Annotated in this window: 10 protein-coding genes; 5 read left to right on the top strand and 5 right to left on the bottom strand. The window is 68.2% G+C overall.

Annotated features, from left to right (window positions below; all coding sequences use genetic code 11):
• Positions 1-13: 13 nt before the first annotated feature.
• Positions 14-4330, top strand: coding sequence for a DEAD/DEAH box helicase (locus NAV27_RS17355; protein WP_102829399.1), 4317 nt, complete (start codon positions 14-16; stop codon positions 4328-4330).
• Here NAV27_RS17355 and NAV27_RS17350 read toward each other — a convergent pair.
• Positions 4305-5183 (bottom strand): DUF6279 family lipoprotein, encoded by an 879-nt coding sequence (locus NAV27_RS17350; RefSeq protein ID WP_102829400.1) that lies wholly within the window; start codon positions 5181-5183, stop codon positions 4305-4307. The genes NAV27_RS17355 and NAV27_RS17350 overlap by 26 nt on opposite strands.
• 153 nt (positions 5184-5336) lie before the next feature.
• On the opposite strand from NAV27_RS17350, the gene NAV27_RS17345 reads away from it, so the two are divergent.
• A complete protein-coding gene (locus NAV27_RS17345; RefSeq protein ID WP_037020703.1) occupies positions 5337-5525 on the top strand; it encodes a hypothetical protein in 189 nt (62 codons plus the stop codon).
• A gap of 7 nt (positions 5526-5532) precedes the next feature.
• On the opposite strand, the gene NAV27_RS17340 is transcribed toward NAV27_RS17345, so the two are convergent.
• The 4 genes from NAV27_RS17340 to NAV27_RS17325 form a co-directional block, all read right to left on the bottom strand.
• Positions 5533-6093 (bottom strand): hypothetical protein, encoded by a 561-nt coding sequence (locus NAV27_RS17340; RefSeq protein WP_043296666.1) that lies wholly within the window; start codon positions 6091-6093, stop codon positions 5533-5535.
• Between the two features lie 73 nt (positions 6094-6166).
• Positions 6167-6934, bottom strand: a complete 768-nt coding sequence (locus tag NAV27_RS17335) for a transporter substrate-binding domain-containing protein (RefSeq protein ID WP_043296665.1) — start codon at positions 6932-6934, stop codon at positions 6167-6169.
• Positions 6935-7092: 158 nt separating this feature from the next.
• Entirely contained in the window at positions 7093-7818 is a 726-nt protein-coding gene (locus NAV27_RS17330; RefSeq protein WP_102829401.1) for an RNA pseudouridine synthase, read from the bottom strand.
• A gap of 88 nt (positions 7819-7906) precedes the next feature.
• The gene (locus tag NAV27_RS17325) at positions 7907-8083 is read right to left on the bottom strand and encodes a PFL_1563 family small protein (protein ID WP_008570070.1); all 177 of its coding nucleotides are present in this window, start codon (positions 8081-8083) and stop codon (positions 7907-7909) included.
• Between the two features lie 156 nt (positions 8084-8239).
• Between NAV27_RS17325 and NAV27_RS17320 the strand changes: the two genes are divergently transcribed.
• The 3 genes from NAV27_RS17320 to NAV27_RS17310 all read left to right on the top strand — a co-directional run bounded on the left by NAV27_RS17320 (position 8240) and on the right by NAV27_RS17310 (position 12702).
• Positions 8240-9385 (top strand): PQQ-dependent sugar dehydrogenase, encoded by a 1146-nt coding sequence (locus NAV27_RS17320; protein ID WP_102829402.1) that lies wholly within the window; start codon positions 8240-8242, stop codon positions 9383-9385.
• Between the two features lie 98 nt (positions 9386-9483).
• Positions 9484-11817 carry a membrane-bound PQQ-dependent dehydrogenase, glucose/quinate/shikimate family gene (locus NAV27_RS17315; RefSeq protein ID WP_102829403.1) on the top strand — a complete coding sequence of 778 codons (2334 nt, stop codon included), beginning with the start codon at positions 9484-9486 and terminating at the stop codon, positions 11815-11817.
• 48 nt (positions 11818-11865) lie between these two features.
• Positions 11866-12702: a CvfB family protein gene (locus tag NAV27_RS17310; RefSeq protein ID WP_102829404.1), complete on the top strand. Its 837-nt coding sequence runs from the start codon at positions 11866-11868 to the stop codon at positions 12700-12702.
• Positions 12703-12707 lie beyond the last annotated feature (5 nt).

The raw sequence follows: 12707 nt of genomic DNA, 5'->3' as shown, positions 1-12707 counted from the left end.
CATATTCGAGCGCATGAATACCTCGCGCACCGATCTGCTGAGCCTTTTCCATCCCGCCGTGGCGGGCTGGTTCGCCCGCAACTTTCCGGCACCGACGCCGGCCCAGGCCGTGGCCTGGCCGTTGATCCGCGCGGGACGCTCGACGCTGGTGGCTGCGCCGACCGGCTCGGGCAAGACGCTGACCGCATTTCTCGCTGCCATCGACGCACTGGTGCGCCAGGGCCTGGCCGACGACGGGCTGGCCGATGGCACGCAGGTGCTCTACGTCTCGCCGCTCAAGGCGCTGTCCAACGACATCCGGCTCAACCTGGAGCTACCGCTGGCCGGCATCGCCGCCGAGCTGGAGCGCCTCGGCCTGCCGCCGGTGGCCATTCGCGCTGCGGTGCGCACCGGCGACACGCCGCAGGCCGAGCGCGCGGCGCTGCGCAAGCGGGTGCCGCACATTCTGGTCACCACGCCGGAATCGCTCTACGTGCTGCTGGGTTCGGAGTCCGGGCGGCAGATGCTGCGCGATGTGCGCAGCGTTATCGTCGACGAGATCCATGCGATTGCCGGCAACAAGCGCGGCAGCCACCTGGCGCTGTCGCTGGAGCGCCTGGAGGCGCTGAGCGGGCGACCGCTGGTGCGCGTCGGGCTGTCGGCGACGCAGAAGCCGATCGAGGCCGTGGCGCGCTTTCTGGCCGGCACCGGTCGGCCGTGCGAAATCGTCGATATCGGCCACGGCCGCGCGCGCGACCTGGCGCTGGAAGTGCCGCCGGTACCGCTGGAAGCGGTGATGAGCAATGACGCCTGGGCGCTGGTCTATGACCGCCTCGCGGCGCTGGCCGGCGAGCATCGCACCACGCTGGTGTTCGTCAACACGCGACGCATGGCCGAGCGCACTACCCGGCATCTGGCCGAGCGGCTGGGCAGCGCCGTGGTGGCCGCGCACCACGGCAGTCTGGCGCGCGAGCAGCGATTGACGGCCGAGCAGAAGCTCAAGCGCGGCGACCTGCGGGTGCTGGTCGCCACCGCCTCGCTGGAGCTGGGTATCGATATCGGCGACGTGGAACTGGTCTGCCAGCTCGGTTCGCCACGCTCTATCTCGGCCTTCCTGCAGCGGGTCGGACGGGCTGGCCACCAAGTGGCTGGTGTGTCCAAGGGGCGGCTGTTCCCCAGCTCGCGCGATGACCTGATCGAATGTGCCGCGCTGCTCGATGCCGTGCGCCGCCGCGAGCTGGACGTGCTGCGCATTCCGCAGGCGCCGCTGGATGTGCTGGCCCAGCAGATCGTCGCCGAAGTGGCCTGTGGCGAATGGCCGGAGGCGGCGCTGCTGGCGCTGATCCGCCGCGCCATGCCCTATGCCGCGCTGGACGAGACCAGCTACCAGGCGTTGCTGACGATGCTCGCCGAGGGCTACACGACCCGCCACGGCGCCCGCGGCGCCTATCTGCATCGCGACCTGGCGACGCACAGTCTGCGCGCCCGGCGCGGCGGCCGGCTGACCGCGCTGACCTCCGGCGGCACCATCGCCGACAACGCCGACTACGCGGTGCTGCTCGAACCCCAGGGGCTGAACATCGGCACGGTGAACGAGGATTTCGCCGTGGAGAGCCTGGCTGGCGACGTGTTTCAGCTGGGCAACACCTCCTATCGCATCCTCAAGATCGAGCCGGGGCGGGTGCGCGTCGAGGATGCCCAGGGCACACCGCCGAACATCCCGTTCTGGCTCGGCGAGGCGCCGGGCCGCAGCGACGAGCTGTCCTTCGCCGTGGCGCGTCTGCGCGAGGAGATCGACCAGCGCCTGGCCGCCGCCGAGCACGCCGGCGACACGCGCCTGGAGCCGGCCATCGCCTGGCTGCTGGATGTGCTCGGGCTCGCCGAGCCGGCGGCGCGGCAGATCGTCGAATACCTGGCCCGCGCGCGCTCGGCGCTGGGTGCGCTGCCGACCCAGCGGCGGCTGATCATGGAGCGCTTTTTCGACGAGTCCGGCGGCACCCAGCTGGTCATCCATTCGCCCTACGGCAGCCGCATCAACCGTGCCTGGGGCCTGGCGCTGCGCAAGCGCTTCTGTCGCACCTTCAACTTCGAGCTGCAGGCGGCGGCCACCGAGGATGCAATCATCCTGTCGCTGTCGACCAGCCACAGCTTCGCGCTGGACGAGGTCTGGCGTTACCTGCATTCGGCCAGCGCCGAGCAGGTGCTGATCCAGGCGCTGCTCGACGCGCCGCTGTTTGGCGTGCGCTGGCGCTGGATCGCCACCACCGCACTGGCGCTGCCGCGCATGGCCGGCGGGCGCAAGGTGGCGCCGCAGCTGCAGCGGATGAAAAGCGAAGACCTGCTGGCCACGGTCTTCCCCGATCAGGTGGCCTGCCTGGAGAACATCGTCGGCGAGCGCGAGATTCCCGATCACCCGCTGGTGCGCCAGACCCTCGACGACTGCCTGCACGAGGCGATGGACAGCGAAGGCTGGCTGGCCTTGCTGCGGCGCATGGAAAGCGGCGAGGTGGAGCTGCTGGAGCGCGACCTACCGGCGCCGTCGCCGCTGGCGATGGAGGTGCTTGGCGCGCGTCCCTACGCCTTTCTCGATGACGCCCCGCTGGAGGAGCGCCGCACCCAGGCGGTGCTCGCTCGGCGCTGGAGCGACCCGCAATCGGCCGATGACCTCGGCGCGTTGGACCCGCTGGCGATTGCCGCCGTCAGCGAGGAAGCCTGGCCCGAGGCGCGCTCGGCCGACGAGATGCACGAGGCGCTGATGGCGCTGGGCTGCATCGCCGAAACCGAGGCCGCCACGCAAGCGCAATGGCCCGACTGGCTCGCCGAGCTGGCGCGTGGCGGCCGGGCGGCGCGCCTGCAGGTCGCCCATGATCGCGCGCTATGGGTCGCGCTGGAGCGGCTGACATGGTTGCGCGCGATCTACCCGCAGGCGCCGTGCGAGCCCAAGCTGCAGCTGCCGGCCGGGTACGATCGCGAGCTGGCGGAAGAGGATGCGCTGGTGGAGCTGATCCGCGCCCGGCTGAGCGGCTTCGGCCCGCTGCCGGTGCCGCTGATCGCCCGGCCGCTGGCCTTGCCGGCCTCGGCCGTGGCGCAGGCGCTGACCCGCCTGGAAGCCCAGGGCTACGTGCTGCGCGGCCGCTTCACCCCGGCGGCGAGCGAGGATGAGTGGTGCGAGCGGCATCTGCTGGCGCGCATCCATCGCTATACGGTCAAGCGTCTGCGTCGTGAGATCGAGCCGGTGGAGCGCGCCGATTTCATGCGTTTTCTCGCCGACTGGCAGCACCTGTCCGCCGCCACGCGTATGCAGGGGCGTGAGGCTCTGGACACCCTGGTCGAGCAGCTCGAAGGCTTCCAGGCGGCTGCGGGCGCATGGGAGAGCGATCTGCTGCCGGCGCGCCTGCAGGACTACGGTGGCAACTGGCTGGACGAGCTGTGCCGCTCCGGGCGCATCGTCTGGACGCGGCTGGCCGGGCGTCCGAAGGCCGGCGGCGGGCCGGTGCGCGGCACGCCCATCGTGCTGCTGCCGCGGCGCCAGCTCGCGGTCTGGCAGGCGCTGGCCAGCGGCGCGCCGCTGGCGCAGTTGTCGTCGCGGGCGCAGCGGGTGCTCGATTGTTTGCAGGCGCACGGTGCGTTGTTCTTCGACGAGCTGCAGCACGAGGCACACCTGCTGCGCAGCGAACTGGAGGATGCGCTCGGCGAACTGGTGGCGGCGGGGCAGGTGAACGCCGACAGCTTCGCCGGCCTGCGCGCGTTGCTGACGCCGGCCAACAAGCGTGCGCGCACCACGCGGCGCAGCCGCGGCGGTGCCTTCATCGGCGGCATGGCGGATGCCGGTCGCTGGGCGCTGGTGCGCAGGCCAGTGGCAGCCGAGGCGCTATCGGCCAGCCGATCCGCTGTCGATGGCGAGGCACTAGAGCATATCGCCCGGGTGCTGCTGCGCCGCTACGGCGTGGTGTTCTGGCGACTGCTGGCGCGCGAGGCGGACTGGCTGCCGCCCTGGCGTGAGCTGTTGCGGGTGTATCACCGGCTGGAAGCGCGTGGCGAGATTCGCGGTGGGCGCTTCGTTGCGGGCGTGGCCGGCGAGCAGTTCGCGTTGCCGGACGCGCTCGGGCTGCTGCGGGAGGTGCGCAAGCGCCCACCCTCCGGCGAGCTGCTGGCGGTATCGGCGGTCGATCCGTTGAACCAGCTGGGCACGCTGCTGCCTGGCAACAAGGTGCCGGCGTTGTCGGGCAACCGCATTCTCTACCGCGACGGCGTGCCGCTGGCGGCGCTGGTGGCAGGCGAGCCGCAGTGGCTGGTCGAGCTGCAAGCGCCGGAGCAGGAGCTGGTCAGGCGCGCGCTGGCGCGGCGCTAGCCGGTAAGCATTCCAGGCCGGCGAGGTCCTGGCGCATCTGCTGCAAGCGCTGGACAAGGTGTTCGCGCTGGCGCGCGTCGGCCATGCCGTGCAGATCGGCCAGCAGGACCAGGGCGGCGCGTTCGGCGTGCTGCAATGCGGCACGGTCGGCGTCACCGAGCAGCGCTTCGCGATCCTGCAGCAGTCGTGCGATGCGCGCTGCGAAATCGGCCTGATCGCGCTGGCGCACAGTGTCGAGCAGCTCGCGCTGCCATTGTTCGCGGTTGCTCAGCCAGCGTGCATTCTGCTCGCCCAGGCTGTGCGACCAGGCCAGCACGCGCTGGCGTTGCGCCGCATCGAGCGGGCCGAGCCAGTGTTCGAGGCGTTCGCCCATGCGCTCGGCACGTTCGCGAATCTGCTGGGGCAACGGCGGCGCCAGGTATTGTTCGCGGTGTTCGCGTTGATCCGCCTCCAGCGCCTGCGCCAGTTCACGCACCTGCGCGTCGTCCAGGGCGCGTAGCAGTTCGGTGGCGGTGGGGGTGATCTCTACCGCGATGGCCTGGATCGCCTGGCGGATGTCCCGGTAGTACGGCTGCAGCTGGTCACCGTCCAGCCTGCGGTGGCTGCTGTCGTGTTGCAGGCGCTGCAGGTCGTCGAGCAGGTCCGGAAGCTGGCTGCGGCAATGCCAGGCCAGATGCGTCCTGATCCGCTCACGGAGTCGGTCCTGCTGCGCGCGGTTCAGGTCGAGGTAGTCGTTGAGCGACCACGGTACCAGCACGTCGAGGTTGCGATAGACCAGCGTCGCGCGGCTGCAGCCGGCCAGCACAACGCTGCAGAACAGTAGCGACAACAGTACCCGGCAGGTGCAGCGCATCGTCGGTCCTCGTCTGCTCGTCATCCGCGCGCCTGGGCAGGGGTTTCGTCGGGCGACAGGTGAGAACCCACCGCGCACGCGGTCATTTCTAGCGTAGGCCGCGCCCCGGCGCGGTGCGATTCATTCAATCAACGCGGGAGAAATATCATGACCATGCGCGCACAGATCAAGCACCTGAGCGGTGAGGATGTTCCCAAGGCCTGGCGCCCGACCTGGGCGGTGTGCTGGGTCGTGGAACTGGATGGCGCGGTGATCGGCGGGCCTTACGCCAGCGAGGCGCAGGCCCGTGCGGTGGCCGATGGCGACGAGGAGCCGCGCCTGTCGCAGACGCCAGCGCCCTGAGCGGCGTTCAGCGCGGCTGTTGCGCCTGCTCCAGACAATACTGCGGGCAGGGCGCGCGATACTCGGCGGCTGGCGGCGGCGGTTCGACCAGTTGCGACACCAGGGCCAAGGCCTTCTCGAAGGACGGGTAGCCGCTCTGGGCGACGTCGAGCTGCGCGTAGGCTTCGCGATAGGCGTCCGCCTTGGCGATGTCGCGCTCGTCGACCAGGTAGGGCTCCATGTAAATCTTGTAGAGCAGGGCGACCGCGTGCGGATGGCCCTTGTCCTTGGCCTTCTCCAGCAGGTGCAGCACCTCGGACGGCTCCGGGCCGAGGCGGATCATCAACAGCGCCTGGTAGAACTCGGTTTCACCGCGCCGATCCTGCGGCGCGCTGCGGTCGAGCAGTGCATCGGCCAGCTCGTAGCCTTCCTCGTCTCCAGACGCGATCAGGATCTTCGCCTGCAGCAGGTCGTTCTGGTACAGCAGGCGTTCCGCCCGGCAGCGGCTGTCGCTCCAGGGCTGGTCGCACGATTGTGAAGCGCAGCCGCCGAGCAACATCAGCAGCGCAATCGCCAGCGCATGTCTCATTGTGAACTCGCTCTCCTTTTGAGGTTCGCCAGTATGGGCCGTGCGCACCGCGCTTCGCCAGAGTCGTTTGCGCTCAGTAGGTGGTGCAGGGGGCGTTCATCCGCTGCAGTCCATAGCGGCGCAACAGGCCCTGCCAGCGGGCGCTGTGCGGCAGATCGGTGATCAGCTGCTGGATGAACTGGGTCGCGGCCGGGTTGAGGCTGGAGGTGATGAGGATGTGGCGCTGGAAGGTGTAGAGCGGTACGTCCGACACGTGCAGACGTGCTGGCGGTATCTCGGTGGTTTCGTAGAAGTAGCGCGCCGAGCGCGGCAGCAGCGCAACGTCGATGCGCCCGGAGAGCAGCTTGTGCAGGTTCTGCAGATCCGAATGCACGTCCTCGCGACGAATCCGACCCTTGTCGATGTCGTCCTGCAGGGTCTGGTAGTAGTGTCCGAGCACGCCGCCGAGGCGTTGTCCATATAGCGATGCGGGGCCTTCGTAATCGAAGGGATGGCTCGCTGGCGAAACGAAGTCCTGGGTGTCGCAGAGCAGTGGCGACGTCCATCGCGCGCGGGCCACCAGCTTGGGCGGGAAGAATGTTGGCGTTGCCCACAGCAGCACACCGGGACGGTTTTCGGCGAGCCGGGCATCGAGCCGCCGGCGTGGCAGCTGGCTCAGCACAAAAAAATAGCGGGCGTGGTTGGACGGGTGCTCGTTGAGCAGCGCTACCAGCGCTTCCGAGAGGCCCGTACTCTGCTCGTTGGCGAACGGCGGTGACGTGTGATAGGTCCAGACCTCGATCCGCTCGGTCGCCTGGGCACTCAACGAACAGAGAATCAGCAGCGCAAGCAGTCTGAACATCGATGATCCGCCGGAGGGAAACGAATCCGCCGCGACGGATTCGGTGGCAATGCTGTCGTCGGACAGCGCTCCGCTTGGTCTGGTTCAGCCGGCGGATGCTGCAAGCGAGCGTACGGGTTGCCAGCGCTTCTGGTAAAGCCAGCCGCCGAACGGTGGGCTCAGAAGCGCTCGTGTTCGCCGAGAAAGCGCCACTGGCCCAGCGGCAGCTTGGCCATCGACAGCCGGCCGATGCGAATGCGCTTGTAGCCGAGCACGCGCAGGCCGATGGCTTCGCAGAGCATGCGCAACTCGCCGGGTTGCGGTTGTTTGACGGCCACGCGCAGGTGGGTTTCGTTCTGCCAGCTGGCCTTGGCTTTGGGCAGAATCCGGCCGCGATGGCCGATGCCGTTGCCGAGCAGTGCCAGGCCGTCCGCTTCCGGTTCGCCGCTGACCTCGACGATGAATTCCTGCTCCAGCTTGCTGCGCGCATCGCTCAGCAGGCGGATCACTTCGCGTTGCTGGCTGAACACCAGCAGTCCGCTGGCTTCGTCCTCGAGCGGCAGCAGCACGTTCTGGCGCAGCAGGTGGCGTTGCAGCGGGGCGGTGGTGCTCGGGTCCTCGGCCCAGTGGCCGACGGCCGAGAGCAATTGCAGGGCGGCCGCGGCATCGGTCGGCACGGACGCGCCGGCCGGCTTGTGCAGCAGCAGTGTGACCGGTGCAATCTCGTTTGCGGTGGCGCCCGGCAACAGGGTCAGTCGCTGCGCTGGCTGGACCTTGAAGAACGGCGCCTGCACCACCTGGTCGTCCACCGTCACCCAGCCGCCCTCGATATACAGCTCGGCTTCGCGCCGGGAGCAGCCGAGCTGGTCGGCGAGGCGTTTGGACAGGCGTACGGGGTCGGTCATGATGGGCTCGGAAGGGGGTAAAAAAACGCGGCGAGCCGTTGCGCGGATGGCAGGGCTCGCCGAGGGGCGTTTCAGCGGGAGGAGTCGATCACTTCTTGCTGATGGTGATCTGACGCGACGGCCCTTGGGTCTGGCCGCTGACTCCGTTGGGAATCTGCTGGATTTCACCGCCGGCCTTGAGGAAGGCGGCCATCTGGTCGGCCAGGGACTGGCTGGTTTCGAAAGCGGGTTCGGGCTTGCGCTTGGCAGCGGCTTTGGTGGCCATGATCACTTTTCCGTATATCAGTCGAACCGGGCATTATACAGATTCTGTTGACTTTTGTTCACTTTTCCGCTGAGCAGTCGTGCGTAGCGCCGGGTGCGCGCCCGCTGGCTTTGTTCTTTACTGAGGCGGTCGTCGGCTCGAACTGTGGAGAAACTCATGTCGCATCCCCTCATTGCCGTTGTGGTCGCTGCCCTGTTTGCTTCGGCCCCGGTTATCGCCGCCGAGCCGCAACGGTACCGCAGCGAACTCGGTCAGCTGCGGCTGGAGGAGGTGGCGGCGGGGCTGGAAAACCCCTGGGCACTGGCGTTCCTGCCCGATGGTGAGCACCTGCTGGTGACCGAACGGCCCGGCCGGTTGCGCCTGGTGGGGCTGGACGGCTCGCGCTCGGCGCCGCTGGCTGGCGTGCCGGAGGTGTTCGCCAGTGGCCAGGGCGGATTGCTCGATGTGGCGCTGTCGCCGACGTTCCCGCGTGACCGGCTGGTGTATCTCAGCTATGCGGAGGCTGGCGAAAACGGCCGGGCCGGCACCGCGGTCGGGCGCGGGCGATTGAGTGAAGATCGCACGCGGCTGGAGGATTTCCAGGTGATCTTTCGTCAGCAGCCCAAGCTGTCGACGGGCGTGCACTTCGGTTCGCGGCTGGTGTTCGATCGCGACGGCTATCTGTTCATCGCGCTCGGCGAGAACAACCAGCGGCCCACCGCGCAGGAGCTGGACAAGCTGCAGGGCAAGCTGGTGCGCCTTTATCCCGATGGCCGCGTGCCAGAGGGCAACCCCTTCGTCGATCGCAAGGGCGCGCGGCCGGAGATCTGGTCCTACGGCCACCGCAACCAGCAGGGCGCAGCACTCAATCCCTGGACCGGGCAACTCTGGACCCACGAGCACGGCCCGCGCGGCGGCGACGAGATCAACATCCCCCGGCCGGGGAAAAACTACGGCTGGCCGCTGGCCACGCACGGCATCAACTACAGCCTGCTGCCGATTCCCGAAGCGAAGGGCACGACCGTGGAAGGCACCGAGCCGCCGCTGTACGTCTGGAAGAAATCCCCCGCTATCAGTGGCATGGCCTTCTACGATGCCGAGCGCTTCCCGGCCTGGAAACACAACCTGTTCATCGGCGCACTGTCGGCGCAGGCACTGATCCGCCTGCAGCTCGAGGGCGACCGTATCGTCCACGAGGAGCGCTTGCTGGAATCCATGGGCGAACGTATCCGCGACGTTCGTCTCGGGCCGGATGGCTATCTGTATCTGCTGACCGACGACAGCGATGGCCGGCTGCTGCGGCTGGGGCTGGAAGGGAAGTGAATTTCCTGCCGTCCAGGGAGCGATTGCGACACATGTCGGTCCACTGACCAGGGCCGCCATGGCGGCAGCGTGCGCAATCCACTGGACAGGAGGCAGCGGTGGCGGTCGTTATCAGCGGTGTATTCGGCATTCTTCTCGGGCTCGCACTCATCATCGGCGGGGTACGGCTGTTCGATCTCGGTGGCACCTGGTACTTCGCCGCAGTCGGCGCGGGATTTCTGCTGGTGGGCATTTTGCTGCTCAAGCGCCAGCGCGCGGCGCTCTGGCTGTATGCGCTGTTGATGCTTGCGGCACTCGGTTGGGCGCTTTACGAGGTCGGGCTGGACTGGTGGCAGCTGGCGCCACGCGGCAGCCTCATCGCGCCGTTCGGCCTGTGGTTGCTGATGCCCTGGATCGTTCAGCGCCTGAGCTGGCAGCACTTCGGCCTGCGCGCCTGGGGCGGCGCGGCGCTGCCGCTGCTGCTGGCCGTCGTGCTCTGGGGCGCGACGGCGGTACTGGCGCTCGGGCGCGACGCGAATGACGTCAAGGGCATGCTGCCGCCGCCGCTGGCCGAGGCGACGGCACCCGGAGAGGGTGAGGAACCTGACGGCGACTGGCACGCCTATGGCCGCACCCAGCTGGGGCAGCGTTATTCGCCGCTGGCGCAGATCACGCCGCAGAACGTCGAGCGGCTCGAGCCGGTCTGGCACTACCACACCGGTGACCTGCGCCGGCCCACTGACCCCGACGAGACCACCTACGAAGTCACGCCGCTGAAGATTGACGACGCGCTCTACCTCTGCACGCCGCACAACTTCGTCATCGCGCTCGACGCCGAAACCGGTGAGGAGCGCTGGCGTTTCGATCCGCAGGTGAGCGACTCCAGCAATCGCCAGCATCTGACGTGCCGGGGCCTGTCCTATCACGTCGAGCGGCAGGCGCCGGCCGGGCAGCAATGCCGCCAGCGGCTGTTCATGCCGACTGCCGATGCCCGCCTGCTGGCGCTGGATGCGAAGACCGGCAAGCTCTGTCCCGGGTTCGGTGAGGACGGACAGGTAAACCTCTGGGCCAACATGCCCAACGTCAAGGAAGGCTTCTATTACTCCACCTCGCCGCCGGTGGTGGCGCGTGGGCTGGTCATCATCGGCGGGGCGGTGAACGATAACGTGCGCCGCCACGAGCCGTCCGGGGTGATCCGCGCCTACGATGTGCGCAGCGGCGAGCTGCGCTGGAACTTCGACCCCGGCAACCCGGAACGAACCGAGCCCATCGCCCCGGGCCAGACGTACAGCCAGAGCACGCCGAACAGCTGGAGCATCTCCAGCGCGGACGAGACGCTGGGGCTGGTTTACGTGCCGTTCGGCAATCAGGTGCCCGATCAGTGGGGCGGGCGGCGCAGCGAGAACAGCGAGCGCTTTTCCTCCTCGGTGGTGGCGCTGGAGATCGAGACCGGGCGCCTGCGCTGGGTGTTCCAGACGGTACACCACGACCTCTGGGACATGGACGTACCGGCGCAGCCGAGCCTGGTCGACATCCAGACCGATGCAGGCCCGGTGCCGGCGCTGGTGGCCCCGACCAAGCAGGGCGATATCTATGTACTGGACCGTCGCAGCGGCGAGCCGATCCTGCCGGTGCGCGAGGAGCCAGCCCCGCAGGGCGCGGCCGAAGGCGACTGGACCGCACCGACGCAGCCGGTGTCGGCACTGTCCTACCAGCCGCCGAAGCTGACCGGCAAGGACCTCTGGGGCGCGACACTGATCGACCAGATGCTCTGCCACATCCAGTTCCATTCGCTGCGCTACGAGGGCCGCTACACGCCGCCTTCGACCCAGGGCACGCTGGTCTATCCGGGCAATTTCGGCGTGTTCAACTGGGGCGGGGTGGCGGTCGATCCGGTCCGCCAGATGATCTTCAGCGCGCCCGCCTACCTGGCGTTCACCTCGAAGCTGGTGCCGCGTGAAGACGACAGCAGCACGCTGGTGTCCGACAAGCCGCCTTACCTCAACGAGAATTTCGGCTCGCCCTTCGCCGTCGAGCTCAAGCCGTTCGTCTCGCCGCTCGGCCTGCCTTGCACCGCGCCGCCGTGGGGGTACGTCGCCGGCGCGGACCTGCGCACCGGCAAGACCCACTGGCTGCGCACCAATGGCACCGTACGCGACCGCGCGCCGCTGCCATTGCCGTTCAAGATGGGCGTGCCGAGCCTCGGCGGGCCGATGCTGACCGCCGGCGGTGTGGCCTTTCTCAGCGGCACGCTGGACTATTACCTGCGCGCCTACGACAGCACCTCCGGGCGCGAACTGTGGAAAGCCCGCCTACCGGCCGGTGGACAGGCGACGCCAATGACCTACCGCAGCCCCTCGGGACGGCAGATGGTGGTGGTGGTCGCCGGCGGCCACGGCTCACTGGGGACCGCTGCCGGGGATTCGGTGATCGCCTACGCATTGCCGCGTTAACCGCGCGGCGCTGCTAGAATCGCGCCTTTGTACACACAGGGCAGGATCATGGCCGCTATCGGGCGCTACAACAGCATGCAGGTCGTCAAGCACACCAGTTTCGGCCTCTATCTCGACGGCGGCGCGGACGGCGAAATCCTCCTGCCCAAGCGCTATATCCCGAAGAATGCGCCGACCGAGGTGGACGACTGGCTCAACGTCTTCGTCTACCTCGACAGCGAGGACAAACTGATCGCCACCACCGACAAGCCCAAGGTGCAGGTCGGTGAGTTCGCCAGCCTCAAGGTGGTGGAAATCAACCGCGTCGGCCTGTTCCTCGATTGGGGGCTGCCGAAGGACCTGCTGCTGCCGCACTCGGAGGAGAAGCGCCCGCTGCAGGTTGGCGACTACTGCGTGGTTTATGTCTACGTGGACAAACGCACGCGGCGCATCACCGCCACCGCGCGGCTCGACCGCTATCTGGACCGTACGCCGCCGCACTATGCCGCCGGCGAGGCGGTGGATCTGCTCGTGGTCGAGGCCACCGAGCTGGGCTTCAAGGCCATCATCAACGGCCAGCACTGGGGGCTGATCCACAAGAACGAAGCGTTCAAGTTCCTGCGCCCGGGGATGCGCGAGAGCGGCTTCATCAAGGAGCTGCGCGCCGACGGCAAGATCAGCCTGAGCCTGCAGCCGGTGGGCAGCGAAGCGCTCGACGCGCTGCAGGCGCTGATTCTGCAGAAGCTGGAAGAGGGGCAGGGCGTGCTGGCGCTGAGCGACAAGAGCCCGGCCGAAGAGATCGCGCGCCAGTTCGGCGTCAGCAAGGGCAACTTCAAGAAAGCCATCGGCGGTCTGTACAAGCACGGGCGCATCGTCATCCACCCGGATCGTATCGAGCGCGCCTGAGTGCG

The organism is Stutzerimonas degradans (assembly GCF_024448505.1).
GTDB lineage: Bacteria > Pseudomonadota > Gammaproteobacteria > Pseudomonadales > Pseudomonadaceae > Stutzerimonas > Stutzerimonas degradans.
This window is presented reverse-complemented; position numbering and strand designations above follow the sequence as displayed.

Coding starts and splice junctions, on each gene's coding strand:
- NAV27_RS17355 (WP_102829399.1), top strand. CDS start 14: ATGAATACCTCGCGCACCGATCTGCTGAGCCTTTTCCATCCCGCCGTG.
- NAV27_RS17350 (WP_102829400.1), bottom strand. CDS start 5,183: ATGCGCTGCACCTGCCGGGTACTGTTGTCGCTACTGTTCTGCAGCGTT.
- NAV27_RS17345 (WP_037020703.1), top strand. CDS start 5,337: ATGCGCGCACAGATCAAGCACCTGAGCGGTGAGGATGTTCCCAAGGCC.
- NAV27_RS17340 (WP_043296666.1), bottom strand. CDS start 6,093: ATGAGACATGCGCTGGCGATTGCGCTGCTGATGTTGCTCGGCGGCTGC.
- NAV27_RS17335 (WP_043296665.1), bottom strand. CDS start 6,934: ATGTTCAGACTGCTTGCGCTGCTGATTCTCTGTTCGTTGAGTGCCCAG.
- NAV27_RS17330 (WP_102829401.1), bottom strand. CDS start 7,818: ATGACCGACCCCGTACGCCTGTCCAAACGCCTCGCCGACCAGCTCGGC.
- NAV27_RS17325 (WP_008570070.1), bottom strand. CDS start 8,083: ATGGCCACCAAAGCCGCTGCCAAGCGCAAGCCCGAACCCGCTTTCGAA.
- NAV27_RS17320 (WP_102829402.1), top strand. CDS start 8,240: ATGTCGCATCCCCTCATTGCCGTTGTGGTCGCTGCCCTGTTTGCTTCG.
- NAV27_RS17310 (WP_102829404.1), top strand. CDS start 11,866: ATGGCCGCTATCGGGCGCTACAACAGCATGCAGGTCGTCAAGCACACC.